Annotated in this window: 19 protein-coding genes; 6 read left to right on the top strand and 13 right to left on the bottom strand. The window is 63.9% G+C overall.

What is annotated here, in order from left to right; all coding sequences use genetic code 11:
- Nucleotides 1–12 precede the first annotated feature (12 nt).
- From hscB to EPN59_RS01395, 9 genes are all read right to left on the bottom strand, one after another.
- Nucleotides 13–549 carry a Fe-S protein assembly co-chaperone HscB gene (hscB, locus tag EPN59_RS01355; RefSeq protein ID WP_293042353.1) on the bottom strand — a complete coding sequence of 179 codons (537 nt, stop codon included), beginning with the start codon at nucleotides 547–549 and terminating at the stop codon, nucleotides 13–15.
- A gap of 114 nt (nucleotides 550–663) precedes the next feature.
- Entirely contained in the window at nucleotides 664–987 is a 324-nt protein-coding gene (iscA, locus tag EPN59_RS01360; RefSeq protein WP_293042350.1) for an iron-sulfur cluster assembly protein IscA, read from the bottom strand.
- A 154-nt stretch (nucleotides 988–1,141) separates the two neighbouring features.
- Nucleotides 1,142–1,546 carry a Fe-S cluster assembly scaffold IscU gene (iscU, locus tag EPN59_RS01365; protein ID WP_293042347.1) on the bottom strand — a complete coding sequence of 135 codons (405 nt, stop codon included), beginning with the start codon at nucleotides 1,544–1,546 and terminating at the stop codon, nucleotides 1,142–1,144.
- A gap of 84 nt (nucleotides 1,547–1,630) precedes the next feature.
- The gene (locus EPN59_RS01370; protein ID WP_293042344.1) at nucleotides 1,631–2,854 is read right to left on the bottom strand and encodes an IscS subfamily cysteine desulfurase; all 1,224 of its coding nucleotides are present in this window, start codon (nucleotides 2,852–2,854) and stop codon (nucleotides 1,631–1,633) included.
- Nucleotides 2,855–2,913: 59 nt separating this feature from the next.
- Complete coding sequence (iscR, locus tag EPN59_RS01375; protein WP_293042341.1) at nucleotides 2,914–3,447, bottom strand: Fe-S cluster assembly transcriptional regulator IscR; 534 nt, start codon at nucleotides 3,445–3,447, stop codon at nucleotides 2,914–2,916.
- Between the two features lie 163 nt (nucleotides 3,448–3,610).
- Nucleotides 3,611–4,093 carry a low molecular weight protein-tyrosine-phosphatase gene (locus EPN59_RS01380; protein ID WP_293042338.1) on the bottom strand — a complete coding sequence of 161 codons (483 nt, stop codon included), beginning with the start codon at nucleotides 4,091–4,093 and terminating at the stop codon, nucleotides 3,611–3,613.
- 92 nt (nucleotides 4,094–4,185) lie between these two features.
- Nucleotides 4,186–4,404 carry a hypothetical protein gene (locus tag EPN59_RS01385; protein WP_293042336.1) on the bottom strand — a complete coding sequence of 73 codons (219 nt, stop codon included), beginning with the start codon at nucleotides 4,402–4,404 and terminating at the stop codon, nucleotides 4,186–4,188.
- Between the two features lie 153 nt (nucleotides 4,405–4,557).
- Nucleotides 4,558–5,997, bottom strand: a complete 1,440-nt coding sequence (locus EPN59_RS01390) for a lactate utilization protein B (protein WP_293042334.1) — start codon at nucleotides 5,995–5,997, stop codon at nucleotides 4,558–4,560.
- Between the two features lie 100 nt (nucleotides 5,998–6,097).
- Complete coding sequence (locus EPN59_RS01395; protein WP_293042332.1) at nucleotides 6,098–6,820, bottom strand: (Fe-S)-binding protein; 723 nt, start codon at nucleotides 6,818–6,820, stop codon at nucleotides 6,098–6,100.
- A 176-nt stretch (nucleotides 6,821–6,996) separates the two neighbouring features.
- Here EPN59_RS01395 and EPN59_RS01400 point away from each other — a divergent pair, with 176 nt between their 5' ends.
- Nucleotides 6,997–7,803, top strand: coding sequence for an IclR family transcriptional regulator (locus tag EPN59_RS01400; RefSeq protein ID WP_293042329.1), 807 nt, complete (start codon nucleotides 6,997–6,999; stop codon nucleotides 7,801–7,803).
- Nucleotides 7,804–7,911: 108 nt separating this feature from the next.
- Here EPN59_RS01400 and pbpG read toward each other — a convergent pair whose 3' ends face one another.
- Nucleotides 7,912–9,141, bottom strand: coding sequence for a D-alanyl-D-alanine endopeptidase (gene pbpG / locus EPN59_RS01405; RefSeq protein WP_293042326.1), 1,230 nt, complete (start codon nucleotides 9,139–9,141; stop codon nucleotides 7,912–7,914).
- Nucleotides 9,142–9,815: 674 nt separating this feature from the next.
- On the opposite strand from pbpG, the gene EPN59_RS01410 reads away from it, so the two are divergent.
- Nucleotides 9,816–10,391, top strand: a complete 576-nt coding sequence (locus EPN59_RS01410; protein ID WP_293042324.1) for a phasin family protein — start codon at nucleotides 9,816–9,818, stop codon at nucleotides 10,389–10,391.
- Nucleotides 10,392–10,667: 276 nt separating this feature from the next.
- On the opposite strand, the gene lpdA is transcribed toward EPN59_RS01410, so the two are convergent.
- The 3 genes from lpdA to aceE form a co-directional block, all read right to left on the bottom strand.
- Nucleotides 10,668–12,437: a dihydrolipoyl dehydrogenase gene (gene lpdA / locus EPN59_RS01415; RefSeq protein WP_293045383.1), complete on the bottom strand. Its 1,770-nt coding sequence runs from the start codon at nucleotides 12,435–12,437 to the stop codon at nucleotides 10,668–10,670.
- A gap of 106 nt (nucleotides 12,438–12,543) precedes the next feature.
- On the bottom strand, nucleotides 12,544–14,208 hold the full coding sequence (gene aceF, locus EPN59_RS01420; RefSeq protein WP_293042318.1) for a dihydrolipoyllysine-residue acetyltransferase: 1,665 nt from the start codon (nucleotides 14,206–14,208) through the stop codon (nucleotides 12,544–12,546).
- An 81-nt stretch (nucleotides 14,209–14,289) separates the two neighbouring features.
- Nucleotides 14,290–16,986 (bottom strand): pyruvate dehydrogenase (acetyl-transferring), homodimeric type, encoded by a 2,697-nt coding sequence (gene aceE / locus EPN59_RS01425; protein ID WP_293042315.1) that lies wholly within the window; start codon nucleotides 16,984–16,986, stop codon nucleotides 14,290–14,292.
- 292 nt (nucleotides 16,987–17,278) lie between these two features.
- Between aceE and fixL the strand changes: the two genes are divergently transcribed.
- The 4 genes from fixL (at nucleotide 17,279) to EPN59_RS01445 (ending at nucleotide 23,999) form a co-directional block, all read left to right on the top strand.
- Nucleotides 17,279–19,804, top strand: a complete 2,526-nt coding sequence (gene fixL, locus EPN59_RS01430) for an oxygen sensor histidine kinase FixL (RefSeq protein ID WP_293042311.1) — start codon at nucleotides 17,279–17,281, stop codon at nucleotides 19,802–19,804.
- Complete coding sequence (gene fixJ / locus EPN59_RS01435; protein ID WP_293042308.1) at nucleotides 19,801–20,448, top strand: oxygen response regulator transcription factor FixJ; 648 nt, start codon at nucleotides 19,801–19,803, stop codon at nucleotides 20,446–20,448. The genes fixL and fixJ overlap by 4 nt, the downstream gene beginning before the upstream one ends.
- A 258-nt stretch (nucleotides 20,449–20,706) precedes the next feature.
- A complete protein-coding gene (gene folD / locus EPN59_RS01440) occupies nucleotides 20,707–21,564 on the top strand; it encodes a bifunctional methylenetetrahydrofolate dehydrogenase/methenyltetrahydrofolate cyclohydrolase FolD (protein WP_293042305.1) in 858 nt (285 codons plus the stop codon).
- Nucleotides 21,565–21,899: 335 nt separating this feature from the next.
- The gene (locus tag EPN59_RS01445) at nucleotides 21,900–23,999 is read left to right on the top strand and encodes a M3 family metallopeptidase (protein WP_293042302.1); all 2,100 of its coding nucleotides are present in this window, start codon (nucleotides 21,900–21,902) and stop codon (nucleotides 23,997–23,999) included.
- Nucleotides 24,000–24,164 lie beyond the last annotated feature (165 nt).

Consider the following 24,164-nt stretch of genomic DNA (forward strand, 5'->3'; position numbering starts at 1 on the left):
GCCCCTGCGTATTCAACCTTCGAGTCGCTCGATCTGCACGTCGATCTCATGCAGCACGCGCTCGATGAACATCAGCTGGCGCACCGCTTCCGCCGCCGGCTGATTCGCGCCGCTGTCGAGCAGCGCCACGAGCTTCGCGATGCGCACGCGCTCGTCGTCGCGCAGTTCGGCTGCGAGCGCATCGAGCGCATCGACGTTCTTCGCGCGGTACGCGTCCTCGATCGCTTCGCGCCACTCCATCTGCTGCATGAGGAACGCGGGCTCCATCGCCGTGTTGCTCTCGATGCCGACGTCGATGCCGCGCAGATGCAGCAGATACTTCGCGCGCTTGAGCGGGTCGCGCAGCGTCTGGTACGCCTCGTTCGTGCGCGTGGCCCACTGCATCGCGATGCGCTTTTGCGCATCGCCGGCCGCGGCGAAGCGGTCGGGGTGCACCTGCGCCTGCACGGTGCGGTAGGCGTGATCGAGCGTGGCCGCGTCGATCGTGAACTGCTCGGGCAGGCCGAACAGAACGAAATGGCTATCGGAGAGCGAAGAAAGCGAGGTCATCGCGAGGTAATCGAAAAGTGCCGCCCCGGCGGGGCTTCGTCGGCATGCGCCGCGCGCATGCCATTAAAAGTCAAAAAGGCGGCCTGTGCCGCCTTTTTCCCGCATCGGGCGGGCTCAAATACGGAAGGACTCGCCGCAGCCGCACTCGTCCTTCACGTTCGGATTGTTGAATTTGAACCCTTCGTTGAGCCCGTCGCGCACGAAGTCGAGCTCCGTGCCGTCGATGTACGCAAGACTTTTCGGATCGACGATGACCCTTACGCCATGGCACTCGAACACGCTGTCTTCGGGTGCCAGATCATCCACGTACTCGAGCTTGTACGCAAGACCCGAACAGCCCGTCGTGCGCACGCCAAGGCGCAGGCCCACGCCCTTGCCACGCCGCACCAGGTACCTTTCCACCTGCTGTGCTGCCTTTTCCGTCAACGTAATTGCCATAGCGTTCTTGCAGCGCCCTCGAGCCGTGTGGTCCGGATCAGCCGTCCCGTCAAGCCGTAGCGCAACCCTTGCATGCATTCAAAGTCGTTAGCGTCGCAGCGGATCGACTGCCGTCCGCTGCACTCCTGATGCCTGTTCTGCGTGAAGCGCGGTCTCAGGCCGCGCTCGCGTCCGCCTGCTCCGTGTGGCGCTGGCGATAGTCGGCGACCGCTGCCTTGATCGCATCTTCCGCGAGAATCGAGCAGTGGATCTTGACCGGCGGCAACGCGAGTTCTTCCGCGATGTGCGTGTTCTTGATCGCGAGCGCCTGATCGAGCGTCTTGCCCTTGACCCACTCGGTCACGAGCGAGCTGGATGCAATCGCCGAGCCGCAGCCGTAGGTCTTGAACTTCGCATCCTCGATCACGCCGTCCGCGCCCACGCGAATCTGCAGCTTCATCACGTCGCCGCAGGCCGGTGCGCCGACCATGCCGGTGCCCACTGTGTCGTCGTCCTTCGCGAACGAGCCGACGTTACGCGGGTTTTCGTAGTGGTCCAGAACCTTTTCGCTATATGCCATGATCACACTCCTTCAATTCGTCGGCCGCGCTGCACGCGTTTTATCGCCGTTGCGCTGCGGCCTTGTCTGATTACGTCCGCGCGCTCAGTGCGCGGCCCACTGGATTTTCGACAGATCGATACCGTCCTGATGCATCTCCCACAACGGCGAGAGTTCGCGCAGCTTGGCGATCTTCGTCTTCAGCAGGTTGATCACGTAATCGACATCCGCTTCGGTCGTGAAGCGGCCCACGGTGAAACGAATCGAACTGTGAGCCAGTTCATCGTTGCGGCCGAGCGCGCGCAGCACATACGACGGTTCCAGCGACGCCGACGTGCACGCCGAGCCCGACGACACCGCCACGTCCTTCACCGCCATGATCAGCGACTCGCCTTCGACGAAATTAAAGCTGATGTTCAGGTTGTGCGGGACACGCCGTTCCATGTCGCCGTTCACGTAGGTTTCTTCGATTGCCTGCAGGCCGCGCAGCAGCTTGTCGCGCAGCATGCGCACGCGCTCGTTTTCCGTCGCCATTTCTTCACGCGCGATACGGAACGCTTCGCCCATGCCGACGATCTGGTGCGTGGCGAGCGTGCCCGAGCGCATGCCGCGCTCGTGGCCGCCGCCGTGCATCTGCGCTTCGATGCGCACGCGCGGCTTGCGGCGCACGTACAGCGCGCCGATGCCCTTCGGGCCGTAAGTCTTGTGCGCCGAGAACGACATCAGGTCGACCTTGAGCTTTTGCAGGTCGATGGGTGCCTTGCCCGTCGATTGCGCGGCGTCGACGTGGAAAATAATGCCCTTCTCGCGGCAGATCTCGCCGATCGTCTCGATGTCCTGGATCACGCCGATCTCGTTGTTCACGTGCATGACGGAAACGAGGATCGTGTCGGGGCGCAGCGCGGCCTTGAACGCTTCGAGGTCGATCAGGCCGTTGTCGAGCACGCTCAGATACGTGAGGTCGTAGCCTTCGCGTTCGAGTTCGCGGCAGGTGTCGAGCACGGCCTTGTGCTCGGTCTTCACCGTGATGATGTGCTTGCCCTTGCTCTTGTAGAAGTGCGCGGCGCCCTTGAGTGCGAGGTTATCCGACTCGGTTGCACCGGACGTCCAGATGATTTCACGCGGATCGGCGTTCACGAGCGCGGCGACCTGTTCGCGCGCTTCCTCGACCGCACGCTCCGCGGCCCAGCCATAAGCATGGCTGCGCGAAGCCGGATTGCCGAACTGCTCGCGCAAATACGGGATCATCTTGTCCACCACGCGCGGATCGACGGGCGTCGTCGCGCTGTAGTCCATGTAAATGGGCAGGTGGGGAATGTCGTTATTCATCAATTGCTCCGGGGAATCTGTGTGCTGCTTTTGTATATTGCGCCAGCCGTCGTCACGCTTCAGGAGCCGGCCATGTTGAATATCGAGTTCGGCCCGAGAGGCATGGCGCGCAGCGGCTCGACCGCCGGAGCATCCGTGCGGCGGTCGCGCAGCACAGCCGGCGCGACACCTTCGCGGGAGCGTTGCTTGTCGACGAGATCCTTGAGCGACACCGAATCGAGGTACTCGACCATCTTCTGGTTCAGCGTCGACCACAGTTCGTGCGTCATGCAGTGGCCGTCGTGCGCCTTGGTGCCCTCGCACGAGCCCTTGCCGCCGCACTGGGTGGCGTCGAGCGGCTCGTCGACGGCAATGATGATGTCCGCGACCGTGACATCCTCCGCACGACGCGCGAGATTGTAGCCGCCGCCCGGCCCGCGGACCGATTCGACGATCTCGTGCCGGCGCAGTTTGCCGAAAAGCTGCTCGAGGTAGGACAGTGAAATGTGCTGCCGCTGGCTGATGCCGGCGAGCGTCACCGGGCCCTGCTCCTGGCGCAGCGCCAGGTCAATCATCGCCGTGACGGCGAAACGGCCTTTAGTGGTGAGTCTCATGATGTGGGAAAACCGCGATGCCTGACAATTTTGGTCAAGTATAAATACATGAGCAAATTAGTCAAGTATCCGCACCGCCATTTGGGTTATTCGCCATGCAGTTAATAGCCCAAAACGGCGCAAATCGTGCTATGGGGGATTTCTCTGTCATGGCGGGCCGGCGCTAGTCGGCGAGCCGGGTGCGCAGCGCGGCCAGGAGGCCCGCACAGGCCGTTTCGCACTGGTCGAGCACCGTTTCGAAGCCCGCATCGCCACCAAAATAGGGATCCGCGACCACGCGCGCATTAAGCTGCGGCGCAAATTCCATCAGCAGACGGACCTTTTCGCGCGCCTGTGCAGGACACACGTCCTCCAGCGCGCTCAGATTCGCGTCGTCCATCGCTAGGACGAAATCGAAACGCAGGAAATCGTCCGCTTCTATCTGACGGGCGCGCAGCGGCGCCAGATCGTAGCCGCGCCGGCCTCCGGCGCGCTGGGCGCGTGCGTCGGGCGCCTCGCCGATGTGCCAGTCTCCGGTGCCCGCCGAATCGACGTCGATGCGCTCCGTGAGCCCCGCCTCCTCGACCAGATGCCGCATCACGGCCTCAGCGGTGGGCGAGCGGCAGATGTTGCCGAGGCAAACGAAGCAAACGGAAACCTTTTTCATCGTATCGAAGGGCAGTGCCAATAACGTCAACTCGAAGCCAAATCGAGGTCAGCCGACGATTATACAAAGAAGACGGACACTCGATCCGAGGGCTACGGCCGCAACGCCGCGCCGGTGCGCACGACTGCGATCGATTCGGCCCCATCGCTGCTGACGTAGCCATACGACACGGCGCGCGAAAGCTCGGCGCTCAGTTGCTCCACGGCGAGCGGCGTCTGCTGTTGGGCCGCTTGCCATGCGTGAATCCATGCGATTGCCGCGAACGGCACGATGACGGCCAGTGGCCAGTACGCCGATATTTTCTTTCTCATGATGCGGATCTCTCCCGGCTGGGCGATCAGCGCAGGACGCACTATCGCCAGCCGAAATGGTATAGATTTCCACAATCACGAAAAACCGGTTCGCGTCGAACACACTGTTTCCTCCCGATAAACAGTGCGCGCGGGAAGCCTGAGCACGCCGGCTCAGCTCGCGTTCGATCGACGGCCGGTCGTGTCGAGATGGGTGTGCCGTGCAGCGTACAGCTCGCGGAACGTCCGCCCGACCGGCGCCGGCATATCGCGGCCATCGGTCCAGCCTTGCGCGAACGGCAGCTTGCGGATCAGCCGCGCCTGCCCGCCCATGCGCTCCAGCACGCGCACGCCAAGCTTCGTCAAGAGCGCATACGCCCGCGGATGCAGCGCCAGCCAGCCCCAGAGCGCCAGCGCCGCGCGTTCGCGCCACGGCCGCAGGTGCCGCTCCACCTGTTTCTCGCGCAGCTTGCGCAGCAGGTCGGAGATGGGAATCCCGACCGGGCAGACGCTGTTGCACTCGCCGCAAAGCGTGGCGGCCTGAGGCAGATCGAGCGCCTTGTCGACGCCGACGTAGCTCGGCGTCAGCACCGAGCCCATCGGCCCCGGATAGACCCAGCCGTAAGCGTGCCCGCCCACCTTCTGATAGACCGGGCAGTGATTCATGCACGCGCCGCAGCGGATGCAGCGCAGCATCTCCTGGAACTCCCCGCCGATCAGCCCGGTGCGGCCGCCGTCGACGAGCACGACGTACATGTGCTCGGGCCCGTCCTGGTCGTCCGTGCCACGCGGCCCGGTCAGCAAGGAAAAATAGTTCGAGATCGCCTGCCCGGTTGCCGAGCGCGGCAACAGACGCATGGCCGTCGCCAGATCCTCGAGCGTCGGCAGCACTTTTTCGATCCCGGTCACCGCGACGTGCACGCGCGGCATCACCGTGCACATGCCCTCGTTGCCCTCGTTCGTGACCAGCGCGACGGAGCCCGTCTGCGCGATGAGAAAGTTGCCGCCCGTCACGCCCATGTCCGCCGAGAGGAAGTGCGGGCGCAGCATCTCGCGCGCCTCGCGCGTCATGTCGGGGATTTCGGTCAAGCGCGGCTTGTGGTGCGTCTTCGCGAAGAGATCGGCGATCTCGTCCTTGTCCTTGTGGACGACGGGCGCAATGATGTGGCTCGGCGGCTCGTTGCCGTTGATCTGGAGGATGTACTCGCCGAGATCGGTCTCGACCGACTGGACGCCCATCTCTTCGAGCACCGTGTTCAGCCGCATCTCCTCGGACACCATCGACTTCGTCTTGATGACCTTGCGCACGTTGTGCTTGCGCGCGATATCGGCGACGAGCTTCGCCGCATCGCGCGCCGTCTCGGCATAGAGCACCGTGACGCCGCGGCGCGTCGCTTCGGTCTCGAACTGTTCCAGCCAGACGTCGAGATTGTCGAGTGCACGATTGCGGCTCGCCTTGAGCGCCGTGCGCGTCGCCTGAAAGTCGATGGCGGTGATCGCCTGCGCGCGCGCCGAGACGAACTTCGTCGAGAGCTTGGTGAGGTTCTGCTGGAGACGCTGGTCAGCGAGCTTCTGACCGGCGCGCGCCTTGAAGTGCATCGACTGGACTTGCATGGGCCGGGATCCTGGCAGTTAAACCTGGTAAATGAGCCTGGTAAATGAGCCTGGTAAATAAGCCTGGCAAATGAGCGGGACGGAAGCGATGGGCGGCGCGTCAGGCGTCGCCCGCCAGCACCTGGGCGACGTGCAGCACGCGCGTCGCGCTGTCGCCGGTGCGGCGCAAGCGCCCTTCGATGTTGAGCATGCAGCCGAGGTCGCCGAGCACCACCGCGCCCGTGCCGCTCGCTTGCACGTTCGCGCACTTTTCGTCGGCGATGGCGGTCGAGATCGCCCCGTACTTCACCGCGAACGTGCCGCCAAAGCCGCAGCAGTGCTCGCAACCCGTCATCTCGCGCACTTCGACGCCGCGTTGCGCGAGCAGCGCGCGCGGCTGTTCCTTCACGCCGAGTTCGCGCAGGCCCGAGCAGCAATCGTGATAGGTGACCGGCCCGGCGAATTCGCCCGCAGGCAGCGACACCTTCACGACGTTGACGAGGAAATCGGTCAGTTCGTAGACCCGCTCGCGCAGCTTGCCGTAGCGGCCCATGAGTTCGGGGTCGTCGCGAAACAGGTCGCCGTAATGCACGCGGATCATGCCGCCGCATGAACCCGACGGCACCACCACGTAGTCGAACGGCTCGAATTCGCGCAGCGTTTTCTCCGCGAGATTGCGCGCGAGCGCGCGCTCGCCGGAGTTGTACGCGGGCTGTCCGCAGCACGTCTGGGCAGGCGGCACAATCACTTCGCAGCCGGCCTGCTCCAGGAGCTTGAGCGCCGAAAACCCGATCTCGGGACGCATCGTGTCGATCAGACAGGTGACGAATAAACCGACTCGCATGGAAGCTCCTCCGTTAAACCGTCCCCGATTATCCGACGTTTCGCGCACGTGACCAACGCGTCATTTCCAGAGGCCGGGGCGATGCGTTGCTGCACGTATGTCGGACAGACGCTGTCTTTTTTCACAATACGATATACAATGCCCTCTCCGCTTCACGCGACTACCGAATACGAACTATGAGCGAAAGTGGCAACACACCCGATCAGAAGACCTCCATTCAGGTAATCGAGCGGATGATGCGCCTGCTCGACGCGCTCGCCTCGCACAGCGACCCGGTCAGCCTCAAGGAGCTCGCGAAGCGCACGGAACTCCATCCGTCCACCGCGCACCGCATCCTCAACGACATGGTGAGCTGCCGGCTCGTCGACCGTTCCGACCCCGGCACCTATCGGCTCGGCATGCGCCTGCTCGAACTCGGCAACCTCGTAAAGGCACGTCTGTCGGTACGCGACGCCGCCCTCATGCCCATGCGCGAACTGCATCGCCTCACCGGCCAGACGGTCAACCTGTCGGTGCGGCAGGGCGACGAGATCGTCTATATCGAGCGCGCGTACTCGGAGCGCTCGGGCATGCAGGTGGTGCGGGCAATCGGCGGGCGCGCGCCGCTGCATCTCACTTCGGTCGGCAAGCTCTTTCTCGCCGCAGACGAAGCGAACCGCGTGCGCGCCTACGCCACGCGCACCGGCCTCTCGGGCCACACGCGCAACAGCATCACCGACCTGAGCCGCCTCGAGCGCGAACTCGCGTACGTGCGCCAGCAGTCATGCGCGCGCGACAACGAGGAGCTGGAACTGGGCGTGCGCTGCATCGCAGCCGGCATCTACGACGATACCGGCAAGCTGGTCGCGGGGCTCTCGCTGTCGGCGCCCGCCGACCGCCTGCAGGACTCGTGGCTCGGCCAGCTCAGCAAGACCGCGCTCGTCATTTCCGAATCGCTCGGCTACCGCCCCGAGCCCGCCGAAGGCAGCCCGCAGTCCGCGTAAGCGCGGCTTTGCACGGCCTTCCGCCGCCTTGCACGAATTACGGCTGGACAAATAAGAACGCCCCGCAAAATTTGCGGGGCGTTTCGCTTTGGCGGACGTTTTCTACGCTCAGGTTCCCGCGCCGCTCGCGTCCGCGCTCGTGATGTGCGGCTGCTGATCGGCGCCGCCATTGTCGAGCCATGTACGCACGCGCACTGCGTCGGCAAAGCGCGAGTATTTGCCGCTCGAATCGAGCAGCACCATGATCACCGGACGGTTGTGAATCGTCGCCTGCATGACGAGGCACTCGCCCGCTTCGTTGATGAACCCGGTCTTCTGCAGGCCGATGTCCCACGACGAATTGGCACTGCGGATCAGCGCGTTCGTGCTGTTGTAGGCGATGTTGCGCTTGCCCGTGAACACTTCATAGCTGTGGTCCGTCGAGAACTTGCGGATCAGCGGATATTGATACGCCGCGTTGACCATCTTCGCGAGATCGCGCCCGCTCGACACGTTCTGGCTGGACAGGCCGGTCGAATTCTCGAAGTGCGTATCGGTCATGCCGAGCTGCTTCGCCTTCGCGTTCATCGCCGCGACAAACGCCGGGCGGCCGCCCGGATAGTAGCGCGAGAGCGCAGCCGCAGCGCGGTTCTCCGACGCCATCAGCGCGATGTGCAGCATGTCCTCGCGCGAGAGCACCGAGCCCACCGAGAGGCGCGAACCCGTGTTCTTCTCGAAGTCGCGATCCTGGTCGGTCACTTCGATCTGCTCGGTGAGCGGTTCCTTCGAGTCGAGCACGACCATCGCGGTCATCAGCTTCGAAATCGAGGCGATCGGCACGACGGAATGCGAATTCTTGTCGAAGAGCGGCTCAAGCGTGTTCTGGTCGACCACGTAGGCGACGCCCGAGCGCAGCATCAGCGCGTCGCCCGATTCGTGCAGGCCGAATGCCTGGCTGTTGCGCGGCTCGAACGCGACGCGGCGCACCGCCGTGTGGTGGCGGCCGTTCGCCCGGTAGCTCACGCGCCGTTTCTTCACGGCAGGGCGTGCATCGTGCTCGGCGGCCGCGGCAGTGCGCGTGGCTTTCGCCGGGGCCTGCGCGACCTTCGCCGATGCCGGCGCGGCTTTCGCCGGGGTCTGCGAGGCCTCGGCGGGCACCGCCTTCGTGACCTTGCGAGTGGCCTTTTTCGCCTTTTTAGCCTTCGTCGTGTTGGCCGGTGCTGCATCTTGCGTTGCAGCGAAGGCGTTCACGGGCGCGGCGATCGTCGCGCTGATGGCGACGGATACAGCCACCGACAGCGCGGTGCTGAGCAACGCACCGTGCATCAGTCTGAACGACAGGGGTTTGTCGGATTTCATTGGTGTTCTGAATGGAGCGGCGGGACTTTCGCCAAGTGTAGTAAAGCTACGAAAAATTCGCAAATTGAAGCACTTACCGGCGCTCATTAAACCGAAGTATGACCTCCGATTGAAGCAGTCGACAGGCTCCAGCTATCCGATGGAAACCAGCAATCGAAGTGTGCGGCCCACCCCTCCGACACGGCACCGCATTCGTCTGCATGACGTTTACGGCACGAGCAGGGCCAAACTTGATGCTGGGGAAAATACCGGGGAACGAACGCGTCCACAGTGCGCATTCGACTGCGATGGCTCTTTAACGTTCCATCTCGAATTTAGGTGGACGCAACTCGTGCAATTCCGTATCTGCCCGTAGTAATTCTGACATGTGTATCGGATAGAGCAAGTGCATCTTGCCAGATGCAGCGCGCCTTTGCCTTGAGCAAGCAACAGGATTACCGCCCGCGTCTCGCGAAGCGCAGCGATACGGTCCTAATCACGCCGCATAAGTAGTTGTTTAATAGCAGAGTATTTACATTGTGCGACGCACAAATAATCCTTGACTTCCTGTCATACCATCCTAAAATCATTGTCAATGTTGCGACGCACAAAGTGCGCGGCAGAGTCCCCGAAGTCTTGCCATTTACTTACACGGACCGCATCAGACGGCCCGTCACCCATCCAGGAGCGTAAACATGAGTCTGCTGACCCCTGAGCAATTCGTCGCCGCCCAGAAGGCCAATCTCGAAACCCTCTTCGGTTTGACCGGCAAGGCGTTCGAGGGCGTGGAAAAACTCGTCGAATTGAATCTTCAGGCTGTCCGCTCGAATCTCGCGGAATCGCAAGAGCACGCACAACGCGCGCTGTCGGCGAAAGACGCGCAGGAGCTGCTCGCCCTGCAAACGAGCTACGCCCAGCCGCTGACCGAGAAGCTGCTCTCGTACGGCCGTCACGTGTATGAGATCGCATCGGCCACGCAAGCCGAATTCGCGAAGGTCGCCGAAGCTCACTATGAAGAGCAGAGCCGCAAGGTGCAGTCGCTCGTCGACAACGTCGCGAAGAACGCACCGGCCGGTTCGGAAACGGCCGTCGCCGTGATCAAGTCGGCGATCAACGCCGCGAACACGACGTACGAAACGGTTCAGAAGGCCACGAAGCAAGCGGTCGAAATGGCCGAAAGCAACTTCAACGCCGCCACGGCTGCAGCAAGCAAGGCTGCTGCACAAGCTTCGCGTTCGGCTGCCGCCGGTGCGGCCAAGAAGCCTGCCTGATAGCTGGCGCCTCGCACCAGACGCCAACCAGGCACCTCGCTGGCGCCTGGCGCGGAAGGTACGCGGGAGCACAAGCGACGTAACGCTCCCATTTCGCTGGAATTGACGCTCCGGCACGCCCGAACGGTGTGCCGCTTGCCCGGTCTGCCCTGACCGGGAATTTTTTACGCTCCGGCCTGTACCGCTGAATCCATGAAAAAACGGCGCACCCCTCGCGGGGTGCGCCGTTTCTATTTGGCAGAACCGGGCAGAACCGAAAACTGCGCTTCAGGTCGCTTACTTCTTCTTTTGCGGCGGCAAGTCCGTGCAAACGCCTTCGTACAGTTCGGCGGCCATGCTGATCGATTCGCCGAGCGTCGGGTGCGGGTGAATCGTCCTGCCGATATCGGTTGCGTCGGCACCCATCTCGACCGCGAGACAGACCTCGCTGATGAGGTCGCCCGCGTTCAGGCCGACGATGCCGCCGCCGATCACGCGATGCGTCTCTTCGTCGAAGATCAGCTTCGTAAAGCCTTCGTCGCGGCCGTTGGCGATTGCGCGGCCCGACGCGGCCCACGGGAACACCGCCTTGCCGTACTTGATGCCCTCGGCCTTGCACTGGTCTTCGGTCTTGCCGGCCCACGCCACTTCCGGATCGGTATAGGCCACCGAAGGAATCTGCAGCGCGTCGAAGTACGCCTTCTCGCCGTGCGCCGCCTCGGCCGCCACGTGGCCTTCATGCACGGCCTTGTGCGCGAGCATCGGCTGGCCGATCACGTCGCCGATCGCGAAGATGTGCGGCACGTTGGTGCGCATCTGCTTGTCGACGTCGATGAAGCCACGGTCGGTCACCGCAACACCGGCCTTGTCCGCGCCGATCTTCTTGCCATTGGGCGAACGGCCCACGGCGACCAGCACGAGATCGTAGCGCTGCGCGCCGCCAGCGGGCGCCTGCTCGCCTTCGAACGTGACGTAAATGCCGTCTTCCTTCGCTTCGGCCTTCGTCGTCTTCGTCTTGAGCATGACGTTCGCAAAGCGCTTCGCGTTGTACTTCTCCCAGACCTTCACGAGATCGCGGTCCGCGCCGGCCATCAGGCCGTCGAGCATTTCCACGACATCGATCTGCGCGCCGAGCGTCGAATAGACCGTCGCCATTTCGAGGCCGATAATGCCGCCGCCGATCACCAGCATTTTCTGCGGAATCTGGCGCAGTTCGAGCGCGCCGGTCGAATCGACCACACGCGGATCTTCAGGCATGAACGGCAGGTTCACAGCCTGCGAACCGGCGGCGATGATCGCCTGGGCGAACTTCACGACCTTCTTGCCGCCCTCGCCCACCACTTCCATGTGATGCGGATCGACGAAGGTGCCGACGCCGGTCACGACCTCGACCTTACGCGCCTTCGCGATGCCGGCGAGACCGCCCGTGAGCTTCTTGACCACGCTCGACTTGAAGTCGCGGAGCTTGTCGAGATCGACTTGCGGCTTGCCGAACGTGATGCCGTGCGCGGCCAGTGCTTCGGCCTCCTCGACAACCAGCGCCGTGTGCAGCAGCGCTTTCGACGGAATGCAGCCGACGTTCAGGCACACGCCGCCGAGCGTCGAATAACGCTCGACGAGCACGGTCTTCATGCCGAGATCGGCCGAGCGGAACGCAGCCGAGTAGCCGCCGGGGCCTGCGCCCAGCACGAGCATGTCGCATTCGATATCGACGGCGCCGCTATAGCTGCCGGCCTGCGGCGCGGGCGCTGCAGCCGTCGGCGCCGGTGCCGCGGCCTTGGGCGCTTCGGCCTTCGGCGCCGGTGCGCTTGCCGGTGCGGCGGCAGCCGCCGACACTTCGACCAGCGCGATCACGGTGCCCTGCGCAACCTTGTCGCCCGGCTTGAGCTTCACTTCCTTGACGGTGCCCGCAACATCGCTCGGCACTTCCATCGTGGCCTTGTCGGATTCGAGCGCGAGCAGCGCCTGTTCTTTTTCGATGACGTCGCCGGCCTTGATGTTGACCTCGATGACATCGACCTCCTTGAAGTCACCGATGTCCGGCACTTTCACTTCGACGAGACTCATGGTGTCCCCTTGTCAACCGGAGCCCGCGCGAACGCGCCGACTCCGGTCCCATGCAATAAGGTTGCTGTGGAGCGATCGGACGCCGCCGCGCGGCGGCGGTTGCCGATCAGAGAATGACGCGGCGGAAATCGCCGAGAATCGAAGCGAGATACGCATTGAAGCGCGCCGCTTCGGCCCCGTCGATCACGCGGTGGTCGTACGAGAGCGACAGCGGCAGCGTGAGACGCGGCACGAACATCTCGCCGTCCCAGACCGGCTTCATCTGGCTGCGCGACAACCCGAGGATCGCGACTTCCGGCGCGTTGATGATCGGCGTGAAGGTCGTGCCGCCGATACCGCCGAGCGACGAAATCGAGAAGCAGCCGCCCTGCATCTGTTCAGGCTTAAGCTTGCCTTCGCGCGCGAGCTTCGACAGCTCGGTCATTTCCTTCGCGATGTCGACGAGTCCCTTCTTGTCCGCGTCGCGGATCACCGGAACGACGAGGCCGTTCGGCGTGTCGGCGGCGAAGCCCACGTGGTAGTACTGCTTGAAGACGAGATTGTCGCCGTCGAGGCTGGCGTTGAAGGTCGGGAACTTCTTCAGTGCCGCGACACAGGCCTTGATGACGAACGCGAGCATCGTGAACTTCACGCCCGCCTTCTCGTTTTCCTTGTTCAGTTGCACGCGCAACGCTTCGAGGTCGGTGATGTCCGCTTCGTCGTTGTTCGTGACGTGCGGAATCATGACCCAGTTGCGATGCAGGTTCGCGCCCGAGATCTTCTTGATGCGCGAGAGCGGCTTCGGATCGACCGGGCCGAACTTCGTGAAATCGATCTTCGGCCACGGCAGCAGATTCAGTTCTCCGCCCGTGCCGCCGGCCGGCGCAGCCGCGCCAGCGGGCGCTGCCAGCGCACCCGTCATCACGCCCTTCACAAATGCGGTGATGTCATCCTGGGTGATGCGGCCCTTCGGGCCCGTGCCCGCGACGCGGGCAACGTCGACGCCCAGTTCGCGCGAGAACTTGCGCACGGACGGCGATGCATGGCTCGAACGGCGCGTGCCGTCGCCTGCCGGCATGATCGGCGCCTGCGCGAGCGCCGACGGGGCGGCGGGCGCGGGTTGTGCCGCTGCGGGCGCCGGTGCGTCCGACGGCACTTCGACCGGGTGCTTCGGCGCAGGCGCGGCAGTGCTCGCGGCTGCACCTTCGGCCTCGATCACGAAGATTTCGGTGCCTTCGGAAACCGTGTCGCCGACCTTGACCAGGATGGCCTTGACGACGCCGGCCGCCGGGCTCGGCACGTCCATGGTCGCCTTGTCCGATTCGAGCGTGACGAGCGACTGCTCCTTCTCGACGCGCTCGCCGATCTTCACGGCGATTTCGATGACGGGCACATTCTTGTAGTCGCCGATATCGGGGACCTTCACCGACTGCACGCCGCCGCCTGCGGCAGCGGGAGCCGCCTGCGGCGCGCTTGCCGCAGCCGGTGCGCTCGCAACGGTCTTCTCTGCGGCAGCGGGTGCAGCAGCAGGCGCAGCGGGTGTGGCAACGGCAGCGCCGTCCAGCAGGAGCACGAGCGTGCCTTCGGACACGTTGTCGCCCACCTTGAGCTTCACTTCCTTCACCGTGCCCGACGCGGGGCTCGGCACGTCCATGGTGGCCTTGTCCGACTCCAGCGTGACGAGCGATTGCTCTTTTTCGACGGTATCGCCCGCCTTGACCAGCACCTCGATCACAGGAATGTTCTTGTAATCGCCGATGTCCGGCACTTTTACTTCGATCGCTTGACTCATTGTTGTGTCTCCGGGGCTGCATGCGCGCCGCGCCCGCTTTGGGCGGGCGCAGCGCACATGCGACGCACAGGGGGTGATGCGTTAGACGGTCATCGGGTTGGGTTTGGACGGATCGAGGTTGTACTTCGCAAGAGCGTCAGCGACGACCTTGCGCTCGATCTTGCCTTCGTCCGCGAGCGCGTTGAGCGCCGCAACCGTCGTCCAGTAACGATCGATTTCGAAGAAATGACGCAGCTTGGCGCGCGTGTCCGAGCGGCCGAAACCGTCGGTGCCGAGCACCGTGAACTTGCGCGGAACGAGGCCGCGGATCTGGTCGACGAGCGCACGCACATAGTCGGTCGATGCGATCACAGGACCTTGCGTGTCCTTGAGCAGCTTCTCGACGTGCGATTCGCGACGCGGCTCGGCCGGATGCAGCAGATTCCAGCGCTCCACTTCATGGCCTTCGCGCGCGAGTTGCGTGAAGCTCGGCACGCTCCAGAGGTCGGCTTCGACGCCCCAGTCGTTCTTCAGCAGGTCGGCGGCGGCGATCACTTCGTTGAAGATCGTGCCCGCGCCCATCAGCTGCACGCGCGGCGCCGTGGCGCTTTCCGCGCCCTTGCGGAACGAGTACATGCCCTTGATGATGTCGGCCGCCACGTGCTCGCCCTGCGGCATCGCCGGGTGCTCGTAGTTCTCGTTCATCAGGGTGACGTAATAGAACACGTCTTCCTGTTCCTGGATCATGCGGCGCAGACCGTCTTGCATGATGACCGCGACTTCGTAGCTGAACGTCGGATCGTAGCTCACGCAGTTCGGCACCGACGCGGCCCACATGAGCGAGTGGCCGTCTTCGTGCTGCAGGCCTTCGCCGTTGAGGGTCGTGCGGCCAGCCGTGCCGCCCATCAGGAAGCCGCGCGAACGCATGTCGCCCGCGGCCCACGCCAGATCGCCGATGCGCTGGAAGCCGAACATCGAATAGAAGGCGTAGAACGGCACCATGATCTCGCCGTGCGTCGAGTACGACGTCGCCGCTGCGATCCAGTCCGCCATGCCGCCCGCTTCGTTGATGCCTTCCTGCAGGATCTGGCCGGTCTGCGATTCCTTGTAGAACATCAGCTGGTCGGAATCTTCCGGCACGTACTTCTGGCCTTCCTGATTCCAGATGCCGATCTGGCGGAACAGACCTTCCATGCCGAACGTACGCGACTCGTCGGGCACGATCGGCACGACGCGCTTGCCGAGGGTCTTGTCCTTCAGCAGGATGTTCAGGATCCGCACGAACGCCATCGTCGTGGAAATCTCGCGGCCTTCGCCCGTGCCCTTGAGCAGCGGCTCGAACGCTTCGAGCGCCGGCACCGGCAGCGATTGCGCCTTGCGGCGGCGCGCGGGCAGGTAGCCGCCGAGTTCCTGGCGGCGCTGGCGCATGTACTCGAGTTCCTTCGAGCCTTCCTCGAACGTGAGGTACGGCACGTCGACGATCTGCTCGTCCGTGATCGGCAGACGGAACTGGTCGCGGAACTTCTTGAGCTGATCCACCTGCATCTTCTTTTGCTGGTGGGTGATGTTCATTGCCTGACCGGCTTCGCCCATGCCGTAGCCCTTGATCGTCTTCGCGAGGATGACGGTCGGCTGGCCCTTGGCGTTGCTCGCCTGCTGGAACGCGGCGTAGATCTTGTGCGGGTCGTGGCCGCCGCGGTTCAGGTTCCAGATGTCGTCGTCGGACCAGTCCGCGACGAGCGCCTTCAGCTCGGGCGAGTTGAAGAAGTGCTCGCGCACGTAAGCGCCCGATTCCGACTTGTACGTCTGGTATTCGCCGTCGACGACTTCCATCATGCGGCGCATCAGCGCGCCCGATTTGTCGCGCGCGAAGAGCGCATCCCAGCGGCTGCCCCAGATGACCTTGATGACATTCCAGCCGGCGCCGCGGAACTCGCTTTCGAGCTCCTGGATGATCTTGCCGTTGCCGCGCACCGGGCCGTCGAGACGCTGCAGGTTGCAGTTGATGACGAACACGAGGTTGTCGAGCCGCTCGCGGCCGGCCATGCCGATTGCGCCGAGCGATTCCGGTTCGTCCGTTTCGCCGTCGCCGAGGAAGGCCCAGACCTTGCGGCCCTCGGTCTTCGCGATGCCGCGCGAATGCAGGTACTTCATGAAGCGTGCCTGATAGATCGCCATGATGGGGCCGAGGCCCATCGAGACGGTCGGGAACTGCCAGAAGTCCGGCATCAGCCACGGATGCGGATACGACGAGATGCCCTCGCCGCCCACTTCCTGGCGGAAGTTGTCGAGCTGCTTCTCGCTCAGGCGGCCGAGCAGGAACGCGCGCGAGTAGACACCCGGCGACGAATGGCCCTGCACGAAAACGAGGTCGCCGCCATGCTCGGGCGACGGCGCGCGCCAGAAGTGGTTGTAGCCGACGTCGTAGAGCGTCGCAGCCGAGGCGAACGAAGCGATGTGGCCGCCGACGTTCGTGTGCTTGCCCGCGCGCAGCACCATTGCCATGGCGTTCCAGCGGGTGTACGAGCGGATGCGGTGTTCGATGTCCTGGTCGCCGGGGTTCTTGGCCTGGTTGGCGACCGGAATGGTGTTGATGTACGGCGTGTTCGCCGAGAACGGCAGATGTTCGCCATGCACGCGGGCGAATTCGATCTGCTTTTCGATCAGATAGTGGGCGCGGTCGGGGCCGACAGCCGAAATGACGCCGTCCAGTGCCTCCAGCCATTCGGCGGTTTCCTGGGGATCTTCGTCCTTCTCGGCGGCTACGTACTTCAGGACTTCGTCGGGTACAGCGGACATGCTCGTCTCCTGATCTGGGGAACGCTGTTGATCGGGCCATGCGGGCGGCAGCTTCGGGACGAGCCGGGGCCAGCCGCAGCAGCTTCCAGGCGATTGTAATGACCCCCATCGATCTCGCGCAACAAAATTTTCGAATTGCGAGATGTGATTTTATAATATGGGAAATTGTTGCGATGCACGCTGAATCGTTCACGCCCCTTCTGCGATATCGGTCAGTTTGCGCCCGTTTATCTGCGATTTGCCGCTTTTTTCATGGCATTTCAGTGTCTTACGCTGCGCTACAATCCTTGCCATGTTGACCGATCGGCTTTTCGCACGCTCGGCGCGGCCGCCCGGTTCGCCCGGCGACTCGTCGCCGTCTCGCTGGCACCACGGACCCTGGTGGTCCAATTCCTATTTGCTGACGCCGCTCCTGTCGATCCTGGTGTTTCTGGTCGTCATGAGCCTGATCCTGTGGAGCCTGAACCGGCGCGAACAGCAACAGCAGGAAGACACGCTCTACCGCAACGTCGCCTGGGCCCAGCAGCAGATCCGCCTCTCCATGACGGGAGCGCAGGAACAGCTTCAGGCGCTCGCGCGCGATATCGCAGCCGGGCACGCCGATCCCCAGTCGTTTCAGGTGTCCACCACGGACATCATGCAGGGTCATCCCGAGATCCTCTATCTGAACTGGTATACGAGCACGCAACAGCCGCGCTGGCCGAATACGGCCATGCCGGTGTTCGGCCAGCGCCTCGCCAAACCCACCGATCCGCAGATGGACGAAGCGGTCAAGGCCGCCTTCGCCGAGGCGCGTGCGACGCGCCGCCAGGTGTATTCGCCGCTCATTTACGACGATCTCGGCAACGGCTACATCACCCTTCAAACGCCTGTATACCGCGATCGGGAATTTCTCGGCTCGATCGCAGCCGTGTTCTCGGTCGAAGGGATCCTGAAACACGACATCCCACCCGAGCTGTCGGCCAAGTACAAGATCTCGATTCTCGACGCGAACGGCGCAAACGACCGCGAACTCGCGACGACCTCGACGCGCCCCCGCCTGCCGCACGACGTCTATTACGACCTGCCGCTCGATCCGCCGGGCCAGGGCTTGTCGGTGCGCGTGTACTCGTATCCGCAGATGACCAACTTCACGAACAACACGCTCGTGTGGCTGGTCGCGGGTCTGTCGTGCTTCGTGCTGTGGAGCCTCTGGAGCCTGTGGAAGCACACGCGCCAGCGTTTCGAGGCGCAGCAGGCGCTCTACGCGGAAGCGTTCTTCCGGCGCGCGATGGAAAATTCGGTGCTGATCGGCATGCGCGTGCTCGACATGCACGGGCGCATCACGCACGTGAATCCGGCATTCTGCCGCATGACCGGCTGGGACGAAAGCGACCTCGTCGGCAAGAACGCGCCGTTCCCGTACTGGCCGCGCGACACCTACCCCGAAATGCAGCGCCAGCTCGACATGACGCTGCGCGGCAAGGCGCCGTCGTCGGGGTTCGAACTGCGCGTGCGCCGCAAGGACGGCTCGCAGTTCCATGCCCGGCTTTACGTCTCGCCGCTCATCGACAGCTCGGGCCGGCAGACCGGCTGGATGTCGTCGATGACCGACATCACCGAGCCGAGACGCGCACGCGAAGAACTCGCCGCCGCGCACGAACGCTTCACGACCGTGCTGGAGAGCCTCGACGCCGCCGTGTCCGTGCTCGCCGCCGACGAAGCCGAACTGCTGTTTGCAAACCGCTACTACCGTCACCTCTTCGGCATCCGGCCGGACGGCCACCTGGAACTGGCGGGCGGCGGCGGGTTCGATTCGGCGAACGCGTCGTCGGACTCGATCGACATGGTCGACGCGTTCGCGGGCCTGCCCGCCACGGCGCTCACCGAGAGCACCGCCGACGCGCAGGAGGTGTATGTCGAGAGCATCCAGAAGTGGTTCGAGGTGCGGCGCCAGTACATCCAGTGGGTGGACGGCCACCTCGCGCAGATGCAGATCGCGACCGACATCACCACGCGCAAGCAGGCCCAGGAGCTCGCGCGGCAGCAAGACGAGAAGCTGCAGTTCACGAGCCGCCTGATGACGATGGGCGAAATGGCGTCGTCGCTCGCGCACGAACTGAACCAGCCGCTCGCCGCGATCAACAACTACGCGTCGGGCACCGTCGCGCTCGTCAAGTCGGGCCGCGCCGCGCCCGACAACCTGCTGCCCGTGCTCGAAAAGACCGCCCAGCAGGCGGTGCGCGCGGGCATGATCATCAAGCGCATCCGCGAATTCGTGAAGCGCTCCGAGCCGAAACGCCAGGCCACGCGCGTCGCCGATATCGTCGCCGACGCCGTGGGTCTCGCCGAACTCGAAGCGCGCAAGCGCCGCATCCGCATCCTGACCGACATGCGCTCGCGCATGCCCGTGATCTACGTCGATCCGGTGCTGATCGAGCAGGTGCTCGTCAATCTATTGAAGAACGCTGCCGAAGCGATGTCCGAAGCCCGTCCGAACGCCATGGATCCGCTGATCCGCGTGATCGTGAAGCGCGACGGCGGCCACGTGTGCATCAGCGTCGTGGATCAGGGTCCGGGCGTGGACGAAGCCACGGCCGAACGCCTCTTCGAACCGTTCTACAGCACCAAGTCCGACGGCATGGGCATGGGGCTGAACATTTGCCGTTCGATCATCGAATCGCACCGTGGGCGCCTGTGGGTCGTCAATAACATCGAAGCCGACGGCCGCATCAGCGGCGCCACGTTCCATTGCAGTCTGCCGATTGGCGAAGCGGACACACCGTCACGCGACGGCGCCGACGAGCCGACTCCATCAACCGTTACGGGAGAGCCATGAACAGCCCAGTTACCACCCAGGAAACCGTCTTTGTTGTCGACGATGATGAGGCAGTAAGAGATTCCTTGCGCTGGCTGCTCGAAGCGAACGGCTACCGGGTGCAGTGCTTCCTGAGCGCCGAAGAGTTTCTCGACGCGTATCAGCCGGCCCAGCACGCCGGACAGATCGCCTGCCTGATTCTGGACGTCCGGATGTCGGGCATGAGCGGGCTCGAATTGCAGGAACGCCTGATCGCCGAAAACGCCTCGCTGCCGATCATTTTCGTGACCGGCCACGGCGACGTGCCGATGGCGGTCTCAACGATGAAGAAAGGCGCGATGGACTTCATCGAAAAGCCGTTCGACGAAGCCGAACTGCGCAAGCTCGTCGAGCGCATGCTCGACAAGGCACGCAGCGAGAGCACCAACGTGCAGCAGCAGCGCGCCACCGCCGAGCGCCTCGGCAAGCTGACCGCACGCGAGCACCAGGTACTCGAGCGCATCATCGCGGGCCGCCTGAACAAGCAGATCGCAGACGATCTCGGCATCAGCATCAAGACCGTCGAAGCGCACCGCGCGAACATCATGGAAAAGCTGAACGTCAACACGGTCGCCGACCTGCTGCGTCTCGCACTCTCCAACAAGCCGAACCAGCCGCAAGCGTAAGCATTCGTCAGCGCCCTTAGCGGCACTTAAGCGGCCTTAAGCGTCCCATAGGCGGCCTTAAGCGCCCATCAGCGCTTGCCCTGCCCGATGCCGCTGTGCGCGGCACGCGATATCGCTGCACATCGCCGCGCAACCCCAGGCACGCCGAAGCGCGTGCGCCGCGACGGTATAATGTGACGCTTCGCAACAAGCGCGCCCGGCTCTCGCCGGGCGCGCTTTCCATTGCCCCCGCACTGCACACTCTCATCTCGACCGACCATGACAGCCACCCTCATCGACGGCAACGCCCTGTCCAAACAATTGCGCGCCGACGTCGCCACGCGCGCCGCCGCCCTCACCGCCCGCGGCCATCAGCCGGGCCTTGCCGTCGTCCTGGTCGGCGACAACCCGGCAAGCGAAGTCTACGTGCGCAACAAGGTGAAGGCCTGCGAGGACAACGGCTTTTATTCGTCGTACGACCGCTATCCGGCCACGCTCTCCGAAGCCGCCCTGCTCAAGCGCATCGACGAGCTGAACAACGATCCGAAGATCCACGGCATTCTTGTGCAGTTGCCGGTGCCGAAGCACATCGACAGCCACAAGGTGATCGAGGCAATCGCGCCCGAAAAGGACGTGGATGGCTTTCACGTCGCCAACGCCGGCGCGCTGATGACCGGCCAGCCGCTCTTTCGCCCGTGCACGCCCTATGGCGTGATGAAGATGTTCGAGGCGTACGGCATTCCGCTCGCGGGCGCCAACGCGGTCGTGATCGGCCGCTCGAACATCGTCGGCAAGCCGATGGCGATGCTGCTGCTCGAAGCAGGCGCGACGGTCACGATCTGCCATAGCAAGACGCGCGATCTCACCGCGCACACGCGCACGGCGGATATCGTCGTGGCGGCCGTGGGCAAGCGCAACATCCTCACCGCCGACATGGTGAAGCCGGGCGTGACGGTGATCGACGTCGGCATGAACCGCGACGACAACGGCAAGCTGTGCGGCGACGTCGACTTCGCCGGGCTCAAGGAAGTGGCCGGTCACATCACGCCGGTGCCGGGCGGCGTCGGTCCGATGACGATCACGATGCTGCTCGTCAACACGATCGAAGCGGCCGAGCGCGCCGCCGCGAACGCGTAACACCGCACCTTTCAGTCGGGTGGCCCGCGTCGCAGCAATTGCGCGCGGCCAGTGAAAAGCGGCCTTGCTTCGAAGGCCGCTTTTTTTGCGCCCGCTCCCTGCGCAATGCCAAGCGGTACCGGGCGGTGCATCGCTTCGTGCCTCGCGCGGCAGCCGCATCGCGTGAAGCACCGTTTCGCCATCGCATCCCGACATCTGTTAATTTTGCAGACATCGCCCGGTTGGAAAGCGCGCGCCGCGCCCCAATAACTCACACATTGGGGTACGCGCCGCGTGCACGTTCATCGGCCGGACACCCTCCCTCGAACCGCGACAGACAGGACACAGGACGCATCATGGCTACTTCTTCCTCCGATAATCCGCTGCTCGATTTCACCGGCCTGCCGCGCTTTGGCGAAATTCGCCCCGAACACGTGACGCCCGCACTCGACGTGCTGCTCGCCGACGCAAGCGCCGCAGTCGAACGCTCGGCCCAGCCGATGACACCCGCGCAATGGAGCGACGTGGTCGAACCGGTCGAGCGCGCCACCGAGCCGCTCTCGCGCGCGTGGAGCGTGGTCGGACATCTGAACGCCGTCGCCGATACGCCGGAGTTGCGCGCCGTCTATGGCGAGAACCTGCCGCGCGTGACCGAGTTCTGGTCGAGCGTCGGCCAGAATCTCGCGCTCTACGAGAAGTACAAGGCGATCACCACGCACGACACGTTTGCGCTGCTTTCGGGCGAGCGCAAGAAGATCCTCGACAATGCGCTGCGCGACTTCCGCCTGTCCGGCGCCGAGTTGCCCGAAGACCAGAAACCGCGTTTCGCCGAACTGCAGGAGCGCCAGGCGGCGCTCTCGAAGGCGTTCTCCGATCACGTGCTCGACGCGACCAACGGCTATGCGTTCTATGCGACGAGCGAAGCCGAGCTGGCCGGATTGCCCGACGATGTGATCGCGGCAGCACAGGAAGCCGCCGAGCGCGAAAACAAGGAAGGCTGGAAGTTCACGCTGCATTTCCCGTCGTATTTTCCGGTGCTGCAATATTCGGAAAACCGCGCCATGCGCGAGACGATGTACCGCGCGTACGTCACGCGCGCCTCGGAACTCGGCCCGACGTACGGCAGCGGCAACGCGGAGTGGGACAACACGGCAATCGTCGACGAGCAATTGAAGCTGCGCGCCGAAGAAGCGAAGATGCTCGGCTACGACAACTTCGCCGAAGTCTCGCTCACGCCGAAGATGGCCGAGTCGCCGCAACAGGTGATGAGCTTCCTCGAAGACCTCGCGACGCGGGCACGCCCGCACGCCGAAAAAGACTGGCAAGAACTGCGCGAATTCGCCGCGAGCGAGCTGGGTCTCGCGCAGATCGAGCCGTGGGACATGGCGTTCGCTGCCGAGCGTCTGCGCGAGAAGCGCTACTCGTTCTCCGAGAACGAGGTGAAGCAGTACTTCCCCGAGGACTTCGTCCTGCAAGGCCTGTTCAAGGTCACCGAGACGCTGTTCGGCGTGCGCATCCGTGACGACAGCGCGCCCGTGTGGCATCCGGATGTGCGCTTTTTCCGCGTCGAAAACACCGATGGCACGCTCGTCGCGCAGTTCTATCTCGACCTCTATGCGCGCGAAGGCAAGCGCGGCGGCGCGTGGATGGACGACGCGCGCTCGCGCCGCAAGCTCGAAGGCAATGCCGTGCAGACGCCGGTTGCGTACCTCACCTGCAACTTCTCCGCGCCGGTCGGCGGCAAGCCCGCGTGCTTCACGCACGACGAAGTCATCACGCTGTTCCATGAGTTCGGTCACGGCCTGCATCACATGCTCACGCGCGTGGACGAGCTGGCCGTGTCGGGCATCAACGGCGTCGAATGGGACGCCGTCGAATTGCCGTCGCAGTTCATGGAAAACTTCTGCTGGGAGTGGGACGTGCTGTGCGAAATGACCTCGCACGTCGATACCGCCAAACCGCTGCCGCGCGAACTGTTCGACAAGATGCTGGCCGCGAAGAACTTCCAGAGCGGCCTCGCCACGCTGCGCCAGATCGTGTTCTCGATGTTCGACATGGCCTTGCACGTCGACTTCGTGGCCTCCGCAGGCAAGAGCGCGAACGATCTCGCGCGCGAAATCAACGCGCGCTATCACGTCATCCCGCAAGCCGCGTTCTCGCGCTGGCCGAACACGTTCAGCCATATCTTCGCGGGCGGCTACGCGGCGGGCTACTACAGCTACAAGTGGGCTGAAGTGCTCTCCGCCGATGCCTACGCCGCGTTCGAAGAAGCGGCGCAGGCGGCGAAGTCGAGCGTGCTCGATGTGGCCACCGGCACGCGCTATCGTCAGGAAATTCTGGAGGTGGGCGGCAGCCGCCCGGCGATGGAATCGTTCAAGGCGTTCCGCGGACGCGAGCCGCGCATCGACGCGCTGCTGCGTCACAACGGCATGGAAGAGCCGCCGGCGCAGCAGTAAAGCGGGCGTCGAGACGCATCGGAACGAGCCGCGCACGGGAGCCATCCCGTGCGCGGTTTTTTATCGCCCGCACGGCTCGTGCGATGCAGTCTGAACACGCCGCGCTTCGATAGATATCCGAATGACTTTGCAGCGCGATATCGATAATCAGGCTCACCCGCCAGC

This window comes from Paraburkholderia sp. (genome assembly GCF_004298475.1).
Lineage (GTDB): Bacteria > Pseudomonadota > Gammaproteobacteria > Burkholderiales > Burkholderiaceae > Paraburkholderia > Paraburkholderia denitrificans.